Below are 20,110 nucleotides of genomic sequence, written 5' to 3'. Positions count from 1 at the left end.
CGGGCGGGTCAGCCTCGGAGGCGCTCCAGCGGCCCCGGCTCGTGGGGATGCTCGGTGTGGCCGAGCTCCTGCGGGGTCGCGCCGGCGCCGGCGTCGGTGGCCGTCTCCCCCTCGCGCGCGGCCAGCCACCTCTCCGCGTCGAGGGCCGCCATGCATCCCGTCCCGGCAGCGGTGATGGCCTGCCGGTAGACGTGGTCCACCAGGTCGCCGCAGGCGAAGACGCCGTCGAGGCTGGTGGACGTGCCGGTCAGCGTCCGGACGTACCCCTCCGGATCCAGGTCCACCTGGCCGCGCACCAGTTCCGACCGTGGGTCGTGGCCGACCGCGACGAACAGTCCCGTCACGGCCAGCTCGCCGTCCTTCCCGGTGCGGCGGTTGCGGACGCGCGCCTTCGCCAGCCGGCCGTCCTCGCCGACGGCCTCCACGACCTCGGTGTCCCAGACGAACTCGATCTTCGGGTTGTCGAACGCCCGCTCCTGCATGATCTTGCTTGCGCGCAGCGTGTCGCGGCGGTGCACCAGGTGAACCTTGCGCGCGAACCGGGTGAGGAAGGTGGCCTCCTCCAGGGCGCTGTCACCGCCACCGACGACAGCGATCTCCTGGTCCCGGAAGAAGAATCCGTCGCAGGTCGCGCACCAGCTCACCCCATGGCCGGAGAGCTCCTTCTCGCCGGGGATGCCCAGCTCCCGGTACGCCGACCCCATGGCCAGCACGACGGTCTTCGCCCGGTAGGTCTCGCCGCCGGCGACGACTTCCTTGACCGGGCCGGTCAGCTCCATGGAGGTGACGTCGTCGGTGACGAGCTCCGCGCCGAACCGCTCGGCCTGCCTGCGCAGGTGGTCCATGAGCTCCGGGCCCATGATCCCGTCGGGGAAGCCGGGGAAGTTCTCGACGTCGGTCGTGTTCATGAGGGCGCCACCGGCGGTGACGGCTCCCTCGAAGACCAGCGGCGCGAGATTGGCCCGCGCGAGATAGATCGCCGCCGTGTACCCCGAAGGGCCCGAACCCACGACGATGGCGTTCCGTACCTGACGGTTGTCCACGACACTCCTCATCTCGGTTCCGGCGAGCGCCTCGGCTCTGTGCCCGGCAGTCTCAGCGCGTGTGGTCGAGCACGGCCTGGAGCCGCTGCTGGGCGTCTTCGGTGGCGATGCACAGGGCCTGGGCCGCTGCGTCGACCAGGCGGTGCCGGTCGCCGTCGACGCGCATGGCCTCCTTGGCCAGGCGCTGGGCCAGGGGAGCGGCCTTCGCCAGCTCTCCCAGGAGCTCCTCGAGCGCGGTGTCGAGGAGGTCGGCGGGGACGACCCGTGAGGCCAGCCCCATCGCCCCGGCCTCGGCACCCCGGATGCGCCGGCCGGTGAGGACCAGGTCGGTCGCCGCGCCGGTGCCCACCAGTGCGGCCAGCCGGGTCAGGGCGCCGGCGCTCGGGATGATGCCCAGGCGGACCTCCGGCAGCCCCCACTGCGCGTCCTCGCTGGTGATCCGGAAGTCGCAGGCCAGCGCGAGCTCGCACCCCCCACCCAGGGCCGCTCCGTCGACCACCGCGACGGTGGGCCAGGGATGGTCGTGCAGGCGCTGGAACAGGGAACTGTTCACGCGGCCGAGGCTGTCGTGGACCGTCCGCGCCTTGAGCGAGGCGATGTCGGTGCCGGCCACGAACATGCCCGGCGTGGCACTGCGGAGGACCAGGGGGAGGGGAGTCGCGGTGTACCGATCGAGCACCTCGCCGAGCGCTCGGCTGATCTCCAGCGAGAGGGCGTTGCGCCGCTCGGGCCGGTCGAACAGCACGGTGACGGCGTCCGGTCCTTCCCGGACGACCAGCGGACTGTGGCCTTCGGCCCGCGTCTCGGGTTCCGGCGACATTGCCACACTGTATAGGATGTGGTCTACGCCGCTCGCTCCTAGGGGAAAGAGAATCGACGTGCCGCTGCAGGCCCTGCCACCCGCCCAGGTAGCCGCCCTCCTCGAGGGGGTCGGTGTGCCGCAGGCCCGGAGCACCACGGTCGACTCCGTGGAGGACGTGGCCGCCGCGTTCACCGGCCTGGGCGTCCGGCCCGTCGTCCTCAAGGCCGGGGGCCTCCTGCACAAGACCGATGCCGGAGGTGTGGTCCTCGGGTTGCGCGACGCCGAGGCCGCGGCGGAGACCGCCCGGGAGATGGTGGCCAAGGTCGGCCCGGAGGCGTTCCCCCTGCTCCTGCAGCAGCAGGTGAGCGGACTCGAGATCCTCGTCGGCGCTCGGCGCGACCCCCAGCTGGGTGCCGCCCTCGTCGTGGGCCTCGGGGGTGTCGCCACCGAGGTGCACGCCGATGTCGTGACGACGATGGCGCCGGTCTCGCCGGCGCAGGCGCTGGACGCGTTGCGGCGGCTGCGGGCGTGGCCGCTCCTCGACGGGTTCCGCGGCGAGGCCGGACGCGACGTGAGCGCCCTCGTGGACACCATCGTGGCGGTGTCCCGGCTGGTGGAGGCCGATCCCGGCATCGTCGAGCTGGACCTGAACCCGGTGATGGTGGGCGTCGAGGGGCACGGCGTCGTCGTCGTCGACGCCAGGATCATCCGCACCGACGAGCCGGCGCCGGCGACGCGTCCCCGCCACGACCTTGACCGGATGCTGCGGCCGGAGCACGTGGTCGTCGTGGGCGTGTCCGACGACGAGCACAAGGTCGGCGCCCGGTTGTTCCGGTACCTGGACGACCACGGTTTCCCCGGCAGGCTCGACGCGGTGCACCCCTCGGGCGGCGAGATCCGGGGACGACGGCGCTATTCCTCCCTCGCCGAGGTGGACGGCTCACCCGACCTCGTGTGCGTCACCGTCCCGGGGCGCTTCGTGCCCGACGTCGCCCGGCAGGCCGTCGAGAAGAAGGTCGGCGGCGTGATCGTGCACAGCTCCGACTTCGCGGAGGTGGGCGACGCCGGCCGCGCGGCCCAGGAGGAGCTCGCGCGGATCCTCGTCGAGGGCGGGGTTCCCCTGGCCGGGCCCAACGACATGGGCATCGTGGCGCCGTACCGGGAGCTGACCGCCTCCATCTCCGGCGGGCTCGAGGAGGAGCTCGTCAAGGGGGGCGTGGCGCTGCTCAGCAGCTCGGGGGCACTCGGCAGCTGTCTCGGCACCCGCCTGATGGGTGAGCGGATCGGTCTCTCCTACTGGATCCACGCGGGCAACGAGGCCGACCTCGTCATCGCCGACTACCTGGAGTGGCTCGCCGGCGACGAGGAGACCCGATCGGTCGCGCTGCTCCTGGAGGACATCAAGGACGGCCCCCGGTTCATCGCGGCCGGCCGTCGGATGGCCGAGGCCGGCAAGCCGATGTTCGCCTACAACATGGTGCGGTCCGACCGCGGCCGGGAGGCGGCGCTGAGCCACACCGGTGCCATGGTCGGGTCGTTCGCGGTGCGCGAGGCCGTGGTCGAGGCGGCCGGCATGGTAAGCGTGCCGTCGTTGCGGGTGCTCGAGGACGCCGTCGCGCTCGCCGCCCAGGAGCCGCTCCCGGCCGGCGACCGGCTGGTCGCGGTGACCTTCTCCGGCGGCGCCTGCTCGATCATCGCCGACGAGGGCGAGGTCGCCGGCATCGAACTCCCCGACCTCTCCGAGGAGACCCGCGACGCCGTCCGGCCGCACGTCCCTTCCTACGCCGCGGTCCGCAACCCCCTCGACTGCAGCTACCAGATGATCACCCAGCCCGAGGCGTTCGAGCGGCTGCTCCTCGCGCTGACCGAGCGCGGCGAGTACGACGCGTTGCTGCTGCAGTTCACGACCAACGCCGACCCGTATGCCGCGAAGCTCGCCGAGAAGGTGGTGGAGATGCGCCGGCGGCTGGGCATCCCGCTGTACATCTCCCGGTTCGGCGGCGAGCAGCTCGCGCCCAACGCCCTGGCGGTCTACCGGGAGGCCGGCGTGCACGTCCTCGATGCGCCGGACCGGGCCACGCTCGCGATCGCCGCCGTCATGGCCGGCGCCCGCCAGCTGCGTCGCACCACCGTGTCGGCCGCGCGATGAGCGCCGGGAGCCGGCCCCCGCTGACCGCCCAGGTGGTCGACTGGGCTGCCGACCTCACCGTCGACGACCTCCCGCCCGCGGTCGTGCACCAGGCCAAGCGGGTGATCCTCGACTACGTCGCGGCGGCCCTCGTCGGGACCACGTCCGGCGCCGCGCAGATCCTCCGGCGCTACGTCGCCGAGACGGAGGGCCCCGGTCCGTCGACGGTCGTCGGCACCGCGCTGAAGGTCTCCGCGCCGAGCGCCGCGCTGGTGAACGGCACCGCGACGCACGGACTGGAGGTCGACGACGGCTACACGCCCGGCAGCACCCACCCGGGCGGCCCGATCGGCTCGGCGGTCCTGGCCGTCGCCGAGGCGAGGGGATCCGGTCCGGAGGACATCCTGCTCGCGACGGCGATCGGGCTGGAGCTGACCTGCCGGATCGGCGGGGCCGGGCATCCGGCCACGTGGCGCCGGGGCTTCCACAACACCCCGCTCAACGGCGTCTTCGGGGCCGCGGCTGCCGCCACCCGGCTGCTCGGGGGCGACCGCACCGATCTGGCGAACGCCCTCGGCCTGGCCGGGTCGCACGCCGGCGGGTTGTTCGAGTTCCTGCACGGCGGCGGGGAGGTGAAGCGGCTGCACCCCGGCAAGGCGGCGCGGGACGGCATCATCAGCGCGGAGCTCGCCGTCCGCGGCCTCACCGGTCCGACGACGGTGCTCGAGGGGCCGAGCGGCTACTTCCGGGCCTTCGCCGACGACGACTACGACGCCGACCACCTGGTCGGCGACCTGGGCGGCACGTGGCGGATGCTCGGCATGTACGTGAAGCCCTATCCGTGCTGCCGGCACCTGCACGGCCCGATCGACGCGATCCTGGCGCTGGACCGCGAGGAGGCGATCGATCCCGACGCCGTCGAGTCCGTCCGGGTCGAGACGTTCACCGCCGCGTCCCGGCACGGCGGCAAGAAGATCGACGAGTTCCTCGACGCCCAGATGAGCATCCCGTACGCGGTCGCGGTCACGATGCTCCACGGCATCCCCGGGCTCGAGCACTTCGGCGACGCATACCGCGACGACCCCCGGCTCCGCCGGATCGTGGAGGTCGTCGAGACCGAGGAGGCCGCGGACTGCGTCCGGGACTTCCCGGCGATGCGCCCCGCCCGGGTGACCGTGCGGGCGGACGGCAGGGAGCGCGTCCTGCGGATCGACCAGCCCTACGGCGAGCCCAGCAACCCGGTGCTCGACGAGGACCTCGAGGCCAAGCTGCACCGGCTCGCCGGCCCCGTGGTGGGCGCCGAGCGGGTCTCCGACATAGCCGCGGCGATCTGGGCCTTCGACGATCCCGGCCGGCTGTTCGCCCTGCTGGGCGCCGGAACCCGGCCGTGACGGCCGAGGCCGGGCCGCACGTCGTCTTCTGGGGCGGCGAGGGCCCGATCAGTGCGCTGTACCGCGAGCGCCTGCCCGAGGGGTGGCGGCTGAGCGCCCCGCGGGACCGGGACGACGAGGAGGGCAAGCTCCGGCTGCTGGCCGACGCCGACGTCGTCGTCCACACCGACAGCACCCCGCTCAGCCGGGCCCAGCTGGACGCGGCGCCGCGGCTGCGGCTGCTGCACCGCCAGGGCGTCGGCCTCGATGCCGTGGACCTGGACCTGCTGGGCGAGCGGGGCGTGGCGGTGGCCCTGTGCTCGGCGGGGACTGCGGCGGCCATGGCCGAGCACACCGTGCTGCTCATGCTGGCCGCCGCCCGGCACCTCGTGCGCCAGCACGACGACACGCGGCGCGGGCTCTGGCCCAAGTGGGAGTACCGCAACATCTCCCTCGGCCTGCACGGGTCGACGGTGGGCATCGTCGGCTTCGGCCGCATCGGGCAGGCCGTGGCCCGGGCGGTGCTCGCGTTCGGCAGCGACGTGCTGGTGCAGCGGCGCCAGGACACGCCGCTCGGCGAGGAGTGGGCAGGCCTGCCCGTCCGGCCGGCCGGCAGCCTCGACGAGGTGTTCGCCGAGTCCGACGTCGTGACGCTGCACTGTCCGTTGCTGCCGGAGAACCGCGGCATGGTGGACGCCCGCCGGCTGGCGCTGATGCGGCCGCACTCGGTGTTCGTGAACACCGCGCGGGGAGAGCTCGTCGTCGAGCGGGATCTCGTGGACGCGCTCCGCGCGGGCCGTCCCGCGGCCGCCGGTCTCGACGTCTTCGAGGAGGAGCCGGTGCCGCCGGACAACCCGTTGCTCGAGTTGCCGAACGTCGTGCTCACGGCCCACGCCGGCGCCGGCACCCGGCAGACCGCCGCGCTCAAGGTCCAGGCCGTGCTCGACAACATCGCCCGGTTCTGGGCCGGGCAGCCGCTCGAGGAGCGCGTCCTGTGACCGCCGGCCGAAGGGAGGAGCTCCGATGAACCGCACCTGGCCCGCCGGCATCGTCGACACCCACGTGCACACCGCGCCGGACGTGATCCCGCGGTTGATGACCGACTCGGAGTTCGCCCGGGCGACCGACGAGGCCGAGTACCGCGCCGTGGTGCTCAAGAGCCACCACACGGTCACCGCGGCCCGCGCGACGATGGCGCAGGAGCACGCCGCGACGACGCAGATCCTCGGTGGCGCCGTCCTCAACGTGCAGGCCACCGGCGGGATCAACCCCCACGCGGTGGACACCGTGCTGAAGCTCGGCGGCCGGGTGATCTGGCTGCCCACGATCACCTCGTCGAACCAGGTCCGGCACGTCGCGGAGAAAGGCACCAGCAGCGGCAACCTCGCGGCGCTGGGCTCGATCGGCGGGCCGGGGCTGTCCTGCATCGACGACGAGGGCCGGCCCACCGACGACGTGTGCGCGGTGCTGGACCTGATCGCCGCCGCCGGGGCCACGCTGGCCACCGGGCACATCGGCGTCCCCGAGATCATGGCCGTCGTCCCGGAGGCCCGCCGCCGCGGCGTCCCGAACGTGCTGATCACCCACCCCGAGCACGACTGCGTCGGGCTGGGCCTCGAGGACCAGCTGCAGCTCGCCGAGCTGGGCGGGGTCTGGTTCGAGCGCGTCTTCGCGCTCACGCTGCCGACGAGCGTCGACGTGCCGCTGGACGTCTACGCCGAGAGCATCCGCACCGTCGGTGTCGACAGCACGGTCATGGCGACCGACTTCGGCCAGACGCACAACGTCTCTCCCGTGGTGGGGTTGCAGCAGTACGTCGACGGCATGCGTGACCGCGGCTTCTCGCAGGCCGACATCGAGGCGATGACCGTGGCCAACCCGACGGCCGCGCTGGCGCTGGACGCGCCCGCCCCCAGGAAGGAGAGCGCATGACCGAGGCGCTGGGCACCGACGGGCTGCGGGTGGAGGTGCGCGACCGCGTCGGCTACGTCACCCTCGACCGGCCCGAGCGGCGCAACGCGCTCGGCTCGGCGGAGATGGCCGCCCTCGTCGAGACCTTCGTCCGTTTCGACGCCGACGACGACGTGTGGGCCGTGGTGATCACCGGCGCCGGCGACAAGGCCTTCTCGGCCGGGCGAGACCTCAAGGAGCTCGCGGGCCGGGACTCCGCCGGTGCGCCGCCGCCGTCACCGATGCGCCAGCCGCTGCGCAACCCGTTCGAGGTCGTGCTCGAGTGCCGCAAGCCGACGGTCGCGGCGCTCAACGGCGCGGCGCTCGGCGGTGGCCTCGAGCTCGCACTGGCCTGCGACGTCCGGCTCGCCGCCGACACGGCCACCCTCGCGCTGCCGGAGGCGCTGCGCGGCATGGGCGCCAACTTCGGCTCGGTCATGCTGCCGCGCCTGGTCCCGGTCGGCATCGCCTACGACATGCTCTACACCGGCCGCACGATCTCCGCGGACGAGGCGGCGCGCTGGGGCCTGGTCAACCGCGTCGTCCCCTTCGACGACCTGCCGGACGCGGCCGAGGAGTACGTGCGCACGCTGCTGGCCAACGCGCCGCTGACGATCCGCAGGTACAAGCAGGTCATCCAGAGCAGCCTGCACCAGGCGCCGGCGGCCGCGCTGCGCCTGGACGTCCGCCCCGATCCGTACTCCAGCGAGGACCGGGTGGAGGGCGTTCGGGCCTTCGCCGAGAAGCGCGCACCGCAGTGGCGGGCCCGATGAGCGCCCCGGTACCGCTGCCCCCGCGCAGCGGCGTCGTCGGCGGTGGCCGGATGGGCGCCGGCATCGCGCACGCGCTGCTGCTCGCCGGCGGCGAGGTGGTGCTGGTGGAGGCCGACGCGGACGCGGCCCCGGCGGCCCGGCAGCGGGTGGTCGACGCCGTGCGGCGCAGCGCCGAACGGGGCACGCTGCACGCCGCCGTGGACGACGTCGTCGCCCGGCTGGAGGTGGCTGCCGCCGCGGACGCCCTCACCGGCTGCGGTCTGGTGGTCGAGGCGGTGCCCGAGGACGTCGACCTCAAGGCTCGGGTGTTCACCGCCGTGGAGGCCGCCGTCGGCGACGACGCGGTGATCGCCACCAACACCAGCAGCCTGCCGATCACCCGGCTCGCCGGTGCGCTGCGGCGCCCGGAGCGGGCGCTGGGACTGCACTTCTTCAACCCGGTGCCGGCCAGCCTGCTGGTCGAGGTCGTGGTGGGGGAGGCGACCGACCCGGCGGTGGTCGAGCGGGCCACCGGCTGGGTCGCCACGCTGGGGAAGACCCCGGTCGTCGTCCGCGACGCCCCCGGGTTCGCCAGCAGCCGGCTGGGACTGGCGCTGGGCCTGGAGGCGATCCGGATGGTGCAGGAGGGCGTCGCCTCGCCCGAGGACATCGACGCGGCCATGACCCTGGGCTACAAGCACCCCACCGGGCCGCTGCGCCTCACCGACCTGGTCGGCCTCGACGTGCGGCTGGGCATCGCCCGCCACCTGGCGAGCACACTCGGTCCGAGGTTCGAACCACCGGACCTGCTCGTCGACAAGGTCGCGCGCGGCGAGCTCGGCCGCAAGAGCGGGCGCGGCTTCTACGACTGGAGCATGAGCACAGCAGCACCGCGAACGCGGCCGACGAGCGCTGGCGAGGAGGACTCGTGAGCGAGCTTGCGAGCTCACGCATGAGCACAGCAGCACCGCGAACGCGGTCGACGAGCGCTGGCGAGGAGGACTCGTGAGCGGGCCGGCCGGCGCGTGGGGGCAGGATCGGCCCGTGACCGCTCCCCGGCAGCCCCGCCTGACCCGCATCTACGGGATCCTGGTCGCCCTGCTCGTCATCGCCGGCGTGCTGCTCGCGGCCGGCGAGGCGGTCTGGGGCCTCCTGGTGCTGGCGATCGCCACGCTGCTCAACCTCCGCCTGATGCGCTTCCGCCGTCGCCTCGGCCCCGGAGGGACCGCGGAAGGGACCCAGCGGGATTCCTAGCCGTCCGCCCGGACCGGCGACGAGGCCGGCCGGGGTCCACCGCCCCCCGGTGCCGCACCGGGGTCGCCTGACCAGGAGCACGCCATGACCTCACCGCCCACCACCCCGCCCGTCGTCGTCGGCTACGTGCCGAACGCCCAGGGGCGGGCCGCCCTGCAGCACGGCATCGCCGAGGCCCGGCTGCGCGGCACCGGCGTCCTGGTCGCCAACTCCGCCGGATCCGACGGGTTCGCCGACGCCAAGCGGATCGGGGAGGAGGACGACGCGGAGCTGCAGCGCGAACTGGCCGCCTCCGGCGTCCCGTTCGAGGTGCGGCGGCTGGGGTCGCAGCGCAGCCCCAGCGAGCACCTGGTCGACCTCGCCGAGGAGGTCGGGGCCCCGCTGCTGGTCATCGGTCTCCGGCAGCGCAGCCTGGTCGGCAAGCTGATCATGGGCAGCAACGCGCAGCGGATCCTGCTCGACGCGACCGTTCCCGTCCTGGCCGTCAAGGCGTCCTGACCCATCCTTCCTCCGGTCGGGTCCGACCGCGGGATTGGCACATATAGAGTATGAGATCGGCCGGCTCCCCGAGGGCCCGGTCACGAGCGCGAGGAGTGTCATGGCAGACAGCGGAAAGCCGCTCGAGGGCAGGACGGCGCTGATCACCGGCGCCGGCCGCAACATCGGCCGGGCGATGGCCCGCCGGCTCGCCGAGGCCGGGGCGGACGTCGTCGTCAACGTCCGGCAGAACAAGGAGGAGGGCGAGCAGACCGCCGACGAGGTGCGCGCCCTGGGGGCGAAGGCCACCGTCGTCACCGGCGACGTCTCGAAGGTCGAGGACGTGCGCGCGATATTCGACCACGCCACCGCCGAGTTCGGGCCGGTGCACGTCCTGGTCAACAACGCTGCCGTCCGCCCGCACCAGCCGTTCCTGGAGATCACCCCGGAGGACTGGAACTGGGTGCTCGGGGTCGGGCTCACCGGCGCCTTCCACTGCGCGCAGGCCGCCATCCCCGGCATGGTCGAGGCCGGCTGGGGGCGGATCATCAACATCTCCGGCCGCGACGGCTTCTCCGGCATCCTCAACCGCGCCCACGGCGTGACGGTCAAGGCCGGCATCCACGGCTTCACCAAGGCCCTGGCCCTGGAGTTCGGCCCGAGCGGCGTCACCGTGAACACCGTCGTCCCCGGGCTGATCCGCACCACCCGCCCCGCGGAGTGGTACCCGACGCTCTCCTACGAGGAGCGGGAGAAGGGCATCCCGGTGCGCCACTCCGGCGACGTCGACGACATCGCGCGCACGGTGCGCTTCCTGGTGGCCGAGGGCGAGTACATCACCGGCCAGGCGGTGCACGTCAACGGCGGCGAGTTCCTGGTCACCTGAGCGCCCGGCGGGACCGGACGGCGGGAGGCGGCAGCGCGGAGAGGGGAGCAGCGGGGGTGTCGGGGTGACAGACGTCCGCCTGCCGCGCTGGCTGCTCCCGCTGCTCGTCTGTGCGGTGTTCGTGCAGACGGCGCTGCACCTCGCCCGGCCGCTGGTCACCTACCGCGTGATCGGCCTCGGCGGCGACGCCCTCGCCGTCGGGCTGGTCACGGCCGCCTTCGCGGTGCTCCCGCTGGCCGCGGCCATGCCCCTGGGCCGGTTGACCGACCGGCTGCGCGGGCTGGTCGGGATCCTCACGGTCGGGCTGGTGCTGTCGGCCGGCGGCACGCTGTTCATGTCGATGACCGACAGCCTGGTGTCGCTCGCCGCCACCAGCGCCGTCCTGGGCCTGGGTCAGCTGGTCTACATGCTGTCGGCGCAGGGAATCATCGCCCGCTGGTCCGGCGACCACCTGCTCGACCGCGCGTTCGGCCTGTTCACCGCCGCGGTCGCGGTCGGTCAGCTCGTGGGACCGCTCCTGGTCGGTGCGCTGCTCGGCGACGCCAGCGGAACCGCGCTGCTCGAGGCCAGCCGGGTGGCGTTCTGGGTCGCGGCCGGCATCGCCCTGCTGTCGGTGCCGGTTGCGGGGCTCGTGGCGATGCGGGTGCCGCGGATGCCCCGCCGTCCCGAAGGGCAGGAGCGGGAGCCGATCGACTCCAGCCTCACCCTGATGCGCTACCGGGGCGTGGGCGCGAGCATGTACGCCAGCCTGGCCCTGCTCTCCACGGTGGACATCCTCACCGCCTACCTGCCGCTGATCGGGGAGCGGCGGGGCATCTCCCCCATGGCGGTGGGTGTCCTGCTGGCCGTGCGCTCGGCGGCGACCATCTCCTCGCGCCTGCTGCTGGACGTGATGCTGCGCTGGGGCAGTCGCGAGCGGTTGATCGTGATCAGCGCGGGCGGCTCGGCCGTGGCGCTCGCTGTCGTCCCGATCGAGGGCATCGGCATCATCGGCATGGGTGCCGCGATGGTGGTCGGCGGCTTCCTGCTCGGCGTCGGCCAGCCGCTCACGATGAGCCTGCTGGCCATCGCCGTCCCGGCCAACGCCCGCAGCAGCGTGCTCGCGCTGCGCATGGTGGCCAACCGGGTCGGCCAGGTGGCGGTGCCCGGCGTGGCCGGCGTCGTCGCGGCCTCCGCGGGTGCGGCGGGCGCCTGGTGGCTGTCCTGCGTCGTGCTGGCCACGGCGGCGGTGGTCTCCCAGCGAGGTAAACCGCCGGAGAGGCCGCCGGACGGCGCGCCCGAGGACGACGCCCCCGGAAGGCCGCCTCCGGCGTGACGCCGGGGCGTCCGGCGGGTCGCCGTGACGGTGGCGCCGCGTCGGGTCGTGCGCCGGACGTCGGCCGCGGTGGGACCGATGCTGACCACCGCCCACCTGGACCGGGCCACGGCCCGACCGCTGTCGCGGAAGAGGACGACGGCGTCACGCTGAGTCGCGGTTCGTGAGGGGACTGTTATCTGAGCCCCGAAAGAGCCTGTTGACCCCCACACACCACATCATATAGACAACAGCCATGAGGGAGGTCACACCGGAGACGTCGCCCACAGAAACGCGGGCGAAGGCCTCGACGGACGCCGTCGCCGCCGGGTCGGCGGACCCCGTGCCGCCGAGCGACGAGGCCGGGCCGCAGGCCAGCGCGCGCGCCGCCGACCTCGTCGCTGGGCTGCTCTTCGTCGCGCTGGGCGGCTTCACGCTCTATGCGGGCCGGGACCTCGAGTTCCAGGCGGAGTTCGCCGCGGGTCCCGGCTTCCTGCCGCGCATCCTCGCGATCATCCTGATCGCGGTCGGCGGCGCGCTGGCGGTCAAGCAGTTCGTGCGACCGACCGGTGGGCGGGTCCCGCTCCCGTCGGGGGCGGAGACGGTGAAGATCGCGGCGACCATGGGGCTGGTCCTGCTCGCGGTCCTGTTCATCGAGGTGCTCGGTTTCATCGTGACGGCGTTCCTGCTCGTCGCCGGGCTGCTGTTCGGTGTCGAACGGAAGTTCACGATCACCTCGCTGATCGTCTCGGTAGCCGTTCCGGTCGTGTTCTGGACGCTCTTCGCCGTTCTCCTGGGCGCCCGCCTCCCGGCCGGGCTCATCTCCTTCTGATGACCGCTCCCACCACCAGCGCGGTACGTCCGGAGGCAGGGGCATGATCGAGACGCTGAACGCGCTCGCCGGTGGGTTCGCCAACGCGCTGTCGTTCCAGAACCTGCTCTTCGCCTTCCTCGGCGTGGCCGTCGGAACGCTGGTCGGCGTGCTGCCCGGCCTGGGCCCGTCGGCGACCCTGGCCATCCTGCTGCCGCTCACCTTCACCCTGCCGCCCGCGGCCTCGCTGATCCTGTTCGCCGGCATCTACTACGGCGCCAAGTACGGCGGCTCCACGACCGCGATCCTGCTCAACATCCCGGGTGAGTCGGCGTCGGTGATGACGACCCTGGACGGCTACGCGCTGGCCAAGGAGGGCCGCGCCGGGCCGGCGCTGGGCATCGCCGCCATCTCGTCCTTCGTGGCAGGCACCGTCGGTGTGATCGGGCTGACCTTCCTCGCCCCCGTCATGGCCGAGCTGGCGATCGAGTTCGGCCCGCCGGAGTTCTTCGGCCTGATGGCGTTCGGCCTGACCACGATCGTCCTGCTCGCCGGCGACTCGGTGCTCAAGGGCATCCTCTCGGCGGTCCTGGGCCTGCTGCTGGCCACGGTGGGCTCCGACATCGTGTCCGGCACCGCGCGGTTCACCTTCGGCCAGCTCGAACTGCTCGACGGCATCGACTTCGTGATCGTGGCGATCGGCGTGTTCGCCGTCGCCGAGGTGCTGGTCAACGTCCAGCGGCGCAGCCAGCACCAGTTGTTCACCGTGCCGAAGAAGCTGCGCGAGCTGCTGCCCAGCCGGGACGACCTCAAGCGCAGCCGGTTCGCCATGGCGCAGAGCAGCGTGGTCGGGTTCTTCATCGGCGTCCTGCCCGGCGCCGGCGCCACGGTGGCGTCTTTCGTCTCCTACGGGATCGAGAAGCGCTTCTCCAAGCGCCCGGAGAAGCTCGGCAAGGGCGCGATCGAGGGCGTCGCGGCACCCGAGGGGGCCAACAACAGCGAGACCGGCGGGGCCATGGTCCCGCTGCTCACCCTGGGCATCCCGGGGTCCTCCGCGACGGCGATCATGCTGGCCGCGCTGATCATCTACGGCCTGCAGCCGGGGCCCCAGCTGTTCACGGAACAGCCCGATCTGGTCTGGACGATCATCGCCAGCATGTACATCGGCAACGTCATCTGCGTGTTGCTGAACCTGCCGCTGGTCCCCGTGTTCGCCAGCATCCTGCGGGTCCCGTACACCTACCTCTACCCGGGCATCCTGGTGGTCTGCGTGGTCGGCGTGTACTCGCTGAGCAGCAGCCACTTCGACCTGTATCTGCTCCTGCTGTTCGCGGTCCTCGGGTACGTGATGCGGCTGCTCGACGTCCCGCCGGCGCCGCTCCTCCTGGCCTTCGTCCTCGGTCCGCTGGCCGAGACCGCGCTCGCCCAGTCCATGGTCATCTCCGGCGGCAGCCTCACGATCCTGCTGACCCGGCCGATCAGCCTCGTGTTCCTCGCCCTCGCCGCCCTCCTCCTGCTGTCGACGGTGGCCGGCCGCACGAACACGTTCCGCACGAAGGTTCTCGAAGAAGCCGAGTAACGAGCCGGGACCCCCCGCGCGAGGCCACGGTGGCCGATCGCGGTCCGGAGAGGAGACAGATCGATGATTCGCACAGGGAAGCGGTTCGGTACCGCGGTGGCCTCCATCGCGCTCCTCGGCCTGGCTGCCTGCGGCAGCGACGGCGGGGGCGGCGGCGGAGGTGGCGGCGGTGGAGGTGGCGCCGCCTTCGAGCCCCCGGACCAGGTCACCGTCGTCGTGCACACCGGCCCCGGTGGCGGCGGTGACACCCTGGCCCGCCAGCTCGTCGCGATGATGGAGGAGGAGGGCATCGTCGAGCCCGGCGCCTGGACGGTCGAGAACCGCGAGGGCGGCGGCAGCGCCGTCGCGGTCAACTACCTGGTCGAGCAGGCGGGCCGGGAGGACCTGATCGGCATCGCCAGCAACATCTGGCTGGTCAATGCGATGGTGACCGACGGCGTCGAGGCCAGCGCGCTGGACCTGACGCCACTCGCCGGCATCTACCAGGACCGGTTCGGCATCGCCGTGGCCGCCGACTCCCCGTACGAGACCCTCGACGACTTCATCCAGGCGGCGGAGGCGGAGCCCAACACGCTCATCCAGGTAGGCGGCTCGAACACCTCCAACGACGCGCTGGTCGGGCAGACGCTGATGCGCGAGTCCGGAGCCACGTGGCGCTTCCTGTCCTTCGACAGCGGTGGTGAGCGGCGCACCGCCCTGCTGCGCGGGGACGGCGACATCTTCCTGTCCGAGACCGGTGACCTCGCCGAGAGCGTCGAGGCCGGCGAGATGCGGCTGCTCGCGATCGTGGGCGACCAGGCGTCGCCGCTGTTCCCCGACGTGCCGACGACCGCCGATCTGGGTTACACCGAGGAGACGCCCCGCCAGGTCCGGTACGCCCTCGCCCCGCCGGGGATCTCGCAGGAGGCCATCGACTGGTACGAGTCGAAGTTCCAGGAGCTGGCCGACAGCGAGACCTTCGCCGAGTACATCGACTCCTACGACGCCGACCCGGTGTTCCGTACGTCGGAGGAGCTCGGTGACTTCCTGCTGGAGCAGGAGGAGCAGCACAGGGCGCTGTTCGAGGAGACCGGCCAGCTCGTCGCCGGCTACGGGGAGTGAGCGCCGACCGTCGGAGGGCGCTGATCACCGGAGCCACGCGCAACATCGGGCGGGCCATCGCGGGCCAGCTGGCGCGCCAGGGCATGGACGTGCTGGTCCACGCCCGGCGGGCCGAGCAGGCCGAGCAGGTCCTCGCCGAGCTGCACGGCCTCGGCATCGAAGCCACCTGCCTGGCCGCGGACCTGGGGGATGCAACCCAGGTCCGTGAGCTGGCGCAGCGGGCGGGCCGGGTGGACGTCCTGGTCAACAACGCGTCCATCCGGCCGCACCGGCCGTTCCTCGAGGTCGACCTCGCGGAGTGGCGGGACGTCTTCGCCGTCGGCGTGGAGGCGCCGTTCCTGCTGTGCCAGGCACTTCTCCCCGGCATGCAGGAGCGGGGCTGGGGGCGGGTGGTCAACTTCCTCGGCGTCCGCGCCCAGATGGGCGCCGCCGGCCGGTCCAGCTCCGCCTCGGCCAAGCACGCGCTGGTCGGGCTCACCCGGTCGCTGGCCCGTGAGTTCGGCGAGAGCGGCGTGACCGTCAACGCCGTCTCCCCGGGCACGATCGTCACCGACCGCGACCAGGCGGACGGCGCACGGTTGACGGCCCGGCACGGCATCTCCGCCGTGGGCCGGGCCGGCACGGGGGAAGAGGTGGCGGCCGCCGTGGGATTCCTGGTCTCCGACCAGGCGGCGTTCATCACCGGGCAGATCCTCGGAGTCAACGGCGGGGAGCTGATGGCCTAGATGGCCGGGCGGTGGGTGCGCAGGGCGGGTGGTCCCGCTCGGGGCCGCAGCGTCCTGCGCACCCTCGTCACCGCCGTGATCGGCACGGCCGGTGGGCTGCTGGGCGTGGTCTCGGGGCTGCCCGCCGGGGCGTTGCTGGGCTCGATGGCCTTCGTCGGGGTCTACAACGTGGTCAGCGACGGCAAGGCGCAGCTCATCCCGGTCGTCCGGGACGGCGCCCGCATCCTCACCGGGACGACGGTCGGCTCTCTGGCCACGGCGGCTCTGCTGGCGTCGCTGGGGGCCTACCTGCCCTGGGTGCTCGGCGCCACGCTGCTGATCATCGGCGTCGGGCTCGCCTGCGGGTGGCTGTTCACCCGGCTGACCGGCATCGACCGGGCGACGGCGATGCTGGCGTACTCGCCCGGAGGTCTGCCCGAGATGTCCGCCCTGGCCGAGGAGATGGGCGCCCGCACCGAGGTCGTCGTCGGCATCCAGGTCGTCCGGAAGCTGACCGCGCTCTCGGCGGTCATCACGGTCATCGCCGTGTTCGGGCTGTCATGACCGTCGTGACCTCCGTGGGCATCAGCATGCTCGTCGGGACGACCGCCGGCGTCCTGGCCCGCCGCTTCCGGCTGCCGGGCGGCCCGATGATCGCCGCGCTCGTCACGGTCGGGGTGCTGCACTCCACCGTCAGCGGGTTGCACGCACTCGACCCGACCTTCCGCACCGCCGCACAGATCGCGATCGGGGCCGTCCTCGGCACCTCGCTGGCCCGCGGGCCGCTGCTGTCGCTGCGGACCGTCGCGCTTCCCGCGCTGCTGGTCATCGCGGTGCTCATCGCCGCGGCGCTCGGCATCGGCGCCACCGTGCACGCGATCACCGGCATCTCGCCGGTCACCGCGCTGCTGTCCTTCGCCCCCGGCGGGGCCGCCGACATGTCGGCCGCCGCGCTGAAGCTGCAGGGGGACGTCCCGCTGATCGCGGCGGTCCACGTGATCCGCCAGATCATCATCTTCGTCCTGCTGGCGGCGCTGTTCGCCCGCTTCCTCCCGCCGCCGGCGCGCGGCGCGGACGAGCTGGACCCCGACCGATGATCCATCCCGACCTGGCGTTCCGCACCGGTACGCCGAAACGATCGCATCCCTGGAGGACCCATGAGTGACGCCGTCGCCGCAGGCCTGGCCGCATTCGTCGACGAGCGGCCGCCGTCATCCCCCGAGGCGAGGCACGAGGCCGCCCGGCGCCTGCTCGACGTGTTCGCCCTCGCCGTGTCGAGCAGCCCGGACCACGCCGTCCAGGTCGCGCACTCCCTGGCCGAGCCCCGCGGGACCGACGACGGCGTCACGATCTGGGGCAGGGACGGCCGCTGCGACCTCCTCGGTGCGGTGCTCGCCAACGGCGTCGGCGCCCGGTACCGGGACATGAACGACGCGTACTTCAACCGGGAGTCGCTGCACCCGAGCGACATGGTTCCCGCGCTGGCCGGCCTGGCGGAGTCCCGGCAGGCGTCGGTCGGTGCGCTGCTGGACGCCATCTGCGTCGCCTACGACGTCGCTGTCGACATGGCCGACACCTGGCGCACCTCGTCCCGCGGGGCCGATCACGTCAACCTCATCCGGTTCGGCACGGTCGCCGGTGCCGCGCGGCTGCTGCGACTGGACCCGGAATGCACGCTCCAGGCGTTCGCCATCGCGGCCTCGTCGGGGATCGCCACCCGGCAGACCCGGCGAGGTCAGCTCACCATGTGGAAGGGCTGGGCGGCCGCCGAGGCCGGCGTGGCCGGGCTGCGGGCGGTTGCCATGGCCGCCGCCGGGGCGCACGGGCCGACGCTCGCCTTCACCGGGGACCAGGGGTTCCAGGTCCTCGCCGTGGACGAGGCCACGTGGGTCGAACAGTGGCCATTCCGCGGCGCCGGCCGCGAGCACAGCCGCATCCTCGACACCCATCTCAAGGTCTACCCGGTCGGCTACCTCGGCCAGGCGGTCGCCGAGGTGGGCCTGGACCTGCACCGGCAGCTGGACGGTGTTCCGCCGGTGCAGGCCACGATCCGGACCTACGCGCGGGCGAAGCAGATCATGGGCGACCCCGAGAAGTGGGTTCCGCGGTCGGCCGAGACCGCCGACCACTCACTGCCCTACATCGCCGCCCTCGCCCTGGTGCACGGCCGGGTGGACGTCGACACGGTGCCGAGACGGTGGGACGACCCGGCCGTGACGAAGCTGCTGGCAGCCGTGAGCGTCGACGTCGACGAGGAGCTGACCGCCGGCTACCCGGAGCAGATGCCGGTGCGCCTCGAGGTCACCACCGAGGACGGCGCCCAGCGTGCCGCCGAGGTGCGCTGGCCACGCGGCCACGCCCGGCGGCCGCTACCGGACGACGAGCTGGCGCGGCGGGGGGTCCAGATGCTCGAGCCGACCTTCGGCGCCCGCGCGGACGACCTCGTCGCCCGGATCCTGGCCCACGACGAGGACCAGCCGGCCGCCCGGCTGTGGCAGGCATGACCGTCGACAGCGCCCGCGAGGAGGCCCCCGTGCCGGACATCTCCCCGGTGATGCAGCAGCTCGCCGCCTACTGCGCCGCGGCGCCGGACGCCCCGCTCCCCGACGTCGTCGAGGAGAAGGTCCGACACCACGTCCTCGACACCATCGCCGCGATGGTGTCCGGAGCGCACCTGTTCCCGGGGACGCAGGCGATCTCCTACGTCACCTCGCAGGGCGGAACGGTGGAGGCGTCGGTGCCGGGCACCGGGCTGGTCACGACCGCGACCAATGCCGCGCTGGCCGGCGGGATGTTGGCGCACGCCGACGAGACCGACGACTCGCACGCCGCATCGCTCACCCATCCCGGGTGCGCGGTGGTCCCGGCGGCCCTGGCGATGGCGCAGCGGTGCGGATCGTCGGGTGCCGAGCTGCTGCGCGCGGTCGCCCTCGGCTACGACGTGGGCTGCCGCATGACGCTGGCGCTGCACGCCTACGACTTTCGCGACGCGGGGCACTCGACGCACAGCTTCGGCCCCATGTTCGGCTCGGCCGTGGCCGCTGGTGCCCTCGCCCGCCTGGGGGACCGGGGCGTGCGCCACCTGCTCTCCTACACCGCGCAGCAGGCCTCCGGTGTCGCGTGCTGGATGCGCGACCCCGACCACGTCGAGAAGGCCTTCGACTTCGGGGGCATGCCGGCCCGGAACGGGGTCGCCGCGGCGACGATGGTCCAGCACGGTTTCACCGGGGTGGAGGACGTCTTCTCCGGTCAGCGCAACTTCTTCCTGGCCTACGACGAGTCGGGGCGCATCGGCCGGCCGCCGGTGCCGGAGCGGCTGCTCGAGGGGCTCGGCGAGACCTTCGAGATCATGAACACGAACATCAAGCGGTGGTCGGTGGGCTCCCCGATCCAGGCCCCGCTGGACGGGCTGTTCGCGCTCGTCCACGAGGAAGGGCTGCGAGCCGACCACGTCACCCGGCTCGATGTCCGGGTCGCCCATCACGGCGCGGTGACGGTGAACGACAGGGACATGGCCAACATCTGCCTGCAGCACCTGTGCGCGCTGATGCTGGTGGACCGGAACGTCACCTTCGTGTCGGCGCACGACCAGGAGCGGATGGCCGATCCGGCGGTTCTGGACGTGCGCGGTCGCGTGCACCTGCACGGGGACGACGAGATGACGGCGGCCATGCCCTCGCGGCAGGCCTTCCTCGACCTGGAACTGCGCGACGGCCGGCGCCGACGGGTCCACGTGGACGCCGTCCGCGGCACCTTCGACAACCCGATGACGCGGGCGGAGGTGGACGCGAAGTGCTTCGACCTGATGGCACCGGTGCTCGGCGACGACCGGGCCCGGGAACTGTGCGACGCCGTCTGGGCGATGGACGGGACGACCGAGGTGTCGTCCCTGCGCCGGCTGTGGAAGGACTGAGCAGGGCCGTGGCCGGCTCGCCTGCGGAGACCGACCGGGAGATGCA

Annotated in this window: 20 protein-coding genes; 18 read left to right on the top strand and 2 right to left on the bottom strand. The window is 73.0% G+C overall.

Annotated features, from left to right (window positions below; genetic code table 11):
• Window positions 1–8: 8 nt before the first annotated feature.
• The gene (trxB, locus tag FHU33_RS23415; RefSeq protein ID WP_246064154.1) at window positions 9–1,043 is read right to left on the bottom strand and encodes a thioredoxin-disulfide reductase; all 1,035 of its coding nucleotides are present in this window, start codon (window positions 1,041–1,043) and stop codon (window positions 9–11) included.
• 52 nt (window positions 1,044–1,095) lie between these two features.
• Window positions 1,096–1,863: an enoyl-CoA hydratase/isomerase family protein gene (locus tag FHU33_RS23410; RefSeq protein WP_142027949.1), complete on the bottom strand. Its 768-nt coding sequence runs from the start codon at window positions 1,861–1,863 to the stop codon at window positions 1,096–1,098.
• 58 nt (window positions 1,864–1,921) lie between these two features.
• Here FHU33_RS23410 and FHU33_RS23405 point away from each other — a divergent pair, with 58 nt between their 5' ends.
• From FHU33_RS23405 to FHU33_RS23320, 18 genes are all read left to right on the top strand, one after another.
• The gene (locus tag FHU33_RS23405; protein WP_170182669.1) at window positions 1,922–3,994 is read left to right on the top strand and encodes an acetate--CoA ligase family protein; all 2,073 of its coding nucleotides are present in this window, start codon (window positions 1,922–1,924) and stop codon (window positions 3,992–3,994) included.
• Entirely contained in the window at window positions 3,991–5,364 is a 1,374-nt protein-coding gene (locus FHU33_RS23400) for an MmgE/PrpD family protein (RefSeq protein ID WP_142027947.1), read from the top strand. The genes FHU33_RS23405 and FHU33_RS23400 overlap by 4 nt, the downstream gene beginning before the upstream one ends.
• Complete coding sequence (locus FHU33_RS25230; protein ID WP_170182668.1) at window positions 5,361–6,341, top strand: 2-hydroxyacid dehydrogenase; 981 nt, start codon at window positions 5,361–5,363, stop codon at window positions 6,339–6,341. The genes FHU33_RS23400 and FHU33_RS25230 overlap by 4 nt, the downstream gene beginning before the upstream one ends.
• Window positions 6,342–6,366: 25 nt before the next feature.
• A complete protein-coding gene (locus tag FHU33_RS23390; RefSeq protein WP_142027945.1) occupies window positions 6,367–7,275 on the top strand; it encodes a DUF6282 family protein in 909 nt (302 codons plus the stop codon).
• Window positions 7,272–8,066: an enoyl-CoA hydratase/isomerase family protein gene (locus tag FHU33_RS23385; RefSeq protein ID WP_142027944.1), complete on the top strand. Its 795-nt coding sequence runs from the start codon at window positions 7,272–7,274 to the stop codon at window positions 8,064–8,066. Before FHU33_RS23390 ends, FHU33_RS23385 begins: the two co-directional genes overlap by 4 nt.
• Window positions 8,063–8,977, top strand: a complete 915-nt coding sequence (locus FHU33_RS23380) for a 3-hydroxyacyl-CoA dehydrogenase family protein (protein ID WP_142027943.1) — start codon at window positions 8,063–8,065, stop codon at window positions 8,975–8,977. The genes FHU33_RS23385 and FHU33_RS23380 overlap by 4 nt, the downstream gene beginning before the upstream one ends.
• Window positions 8,978–9,089: 112 nt before the next feature.
• Entirely contained in the window at window positions 9,090–9,299 is a 210-nt protein-coding gene (locus tag FHU33_RS23375; RefSeq protein WP_142027942.1) for a hypothetical protein, read from the top strand.
• Window positions 9,300–9,383: 84 nt separating this feature from the next.
• Window positions 9,384–9,797 carry a universal stress protein gene (locus tag FHU33_RS23370; protein ID WP_142027941.1) on the top strand — a complete coding sequence of 138 codons (414 nt, stop codon included), beginning with the start codon at window positions 9,384–9,386 and terminating at the stop codon, window positions 9,795–9,797.
• A 100-nt stretch (window positions 9,798–9,897) separates the two neighbouring features.
• The gene (locus tag FHU33_RS23365) at window positions 9,898–10,662 is read left to right on the top strand and encodes an SDR family NAD(P)-dependent oxidoreductase (protein WP_142027940.1); all 765 of its coding nucleotides are present in this window, start codon (window positions 9,898–9,900) and stop codon (window positions 10,660–10,662) included.
• Between the two features lie 64 nt (window positions 10,663–10,726).
• Window positions 10,727–11,977, top strand: a complete 1,251-nt coding sequence (locus FHU33_RS23360) for an MFS transporter (protein ID WP_211355333.1) — start codon at window positions 10,727–10,729, stop codon at window positions 11,975–11,977.
• A gap of 235 nt (window positions 11,978–12,212) precedes the next feature.
• Window positions 12,213–12,788 (top strand): tripartite tricarboxylate transporter TctB family protein, encoded by a 576-nt coding sequence (locus FHU33_RS23355; RefSeq protein WP_142027939.1) that lies wholly within the window; start codon window positions 12,213–12,215, stop codon window positions 12,786–12,788.
• Between the two features lie 43 nt (window positions 12,789–12,831).
• Window positions 12,832–14,346: a tripartite tricarboxylate transporter permease gene (locus FHU33_RS23350; protein ID WP_142027938.1), complete on the top strand. Its 1,515-nt coding sequence runs from the start codon at window positions 12,832–12,834 to the stop codon at window positions 14,344–14,346.
• A 63-nt stretch (window positions 14,347–14,409) separates the two neighbouring features.
• Window positions 14,410–15,447, top strand: coding sequence for a Bug family tripartite tricarboxylate transporter substrate binding protein (locus FHU33_RS23345; protein WP_142027937.1), 1,038 nt, complete (start codon window positions 14,410–14,412; stop codon window positions 15,445–15,447).
• A complete protein-coding gene (locus FHU33_RS23340; protein ID WP_142027936.1) occupies window positions 15,444–16,172 on the top strand; it encodes an SDR family NAD(P)-dependent oxidoreductase in 729 nt (242 codons plus the stop codon). Before FHU33_RS23345 ends, FHU33_RS23340 begins: the two co-directional genes overlap by 4 nt.
• Window positions 16,173–16,715, top strand: a complete 543-nt coding sequence (locus FHU33_RS23335; RefSeq protein ID WP_142027935.1) for an AbrB family transcriptional regulator — start codon at window positions 16,173–16,175, stop codon at window positions 16,713–16,715.
• A 5-nt stretch (window positions 16,716–16,720) separates the two neighbouring features.
• Window positions 16,721–17,248: an AbrB family transcriptional regulator gene (locus FHU33_RS23330; RefSeq protein ID WP_170182667.1), complete on the top strand. Its 528-nt coding sequence runs from the start codon at window positions 16,721–16,723 to the stop codon at window positions 17,246–17,248.
• Between the two features lie 60 nt (window positions 17,249–17,308).
• A complete protein-coding gene (locus FHU33_RS23325) occupies window positions 17,309–18,655 on the top strand; it encodes an MmgE/PrpD family protein (RefSeq protein ID WP_142027933.1) in 1,347 nt (448 codons plus the stop codon).
• Window positions 18,652–20,064, top strand: coding sequence for an MmgE/PrpD family protein (locus FHU33_RS23320; RefSeq protein WP_142027932.1), 1,413 nt, complete (start codon window positions 18,652–18,654; stop codon window positions 20,062–20,064). The genes FHU33_RS23325 and FHU33_RS23320 overlap by 4 nt, the downstream gene beginning before the upstream one ends.
• The last annotated feature ends 46 nt before the right edge of the window (window positions 20,065–20,110 follow it).

The organism is Blastococcus colisei, assembly GCF_006717095.1.
Taxonomy (GTDB): domain Bacteria; phylum Actinomycetota; class Actinomycetes; order Mycobacteriales; family Geodermatophilaceae; genus Blastococcus_B; species Blastococcus_B colisei.
The sequence above is the reverse complement of the archived record's forward strand: the minus strand, read 5'-3'. Positions and strand labels throughout refer to the sequence as shown.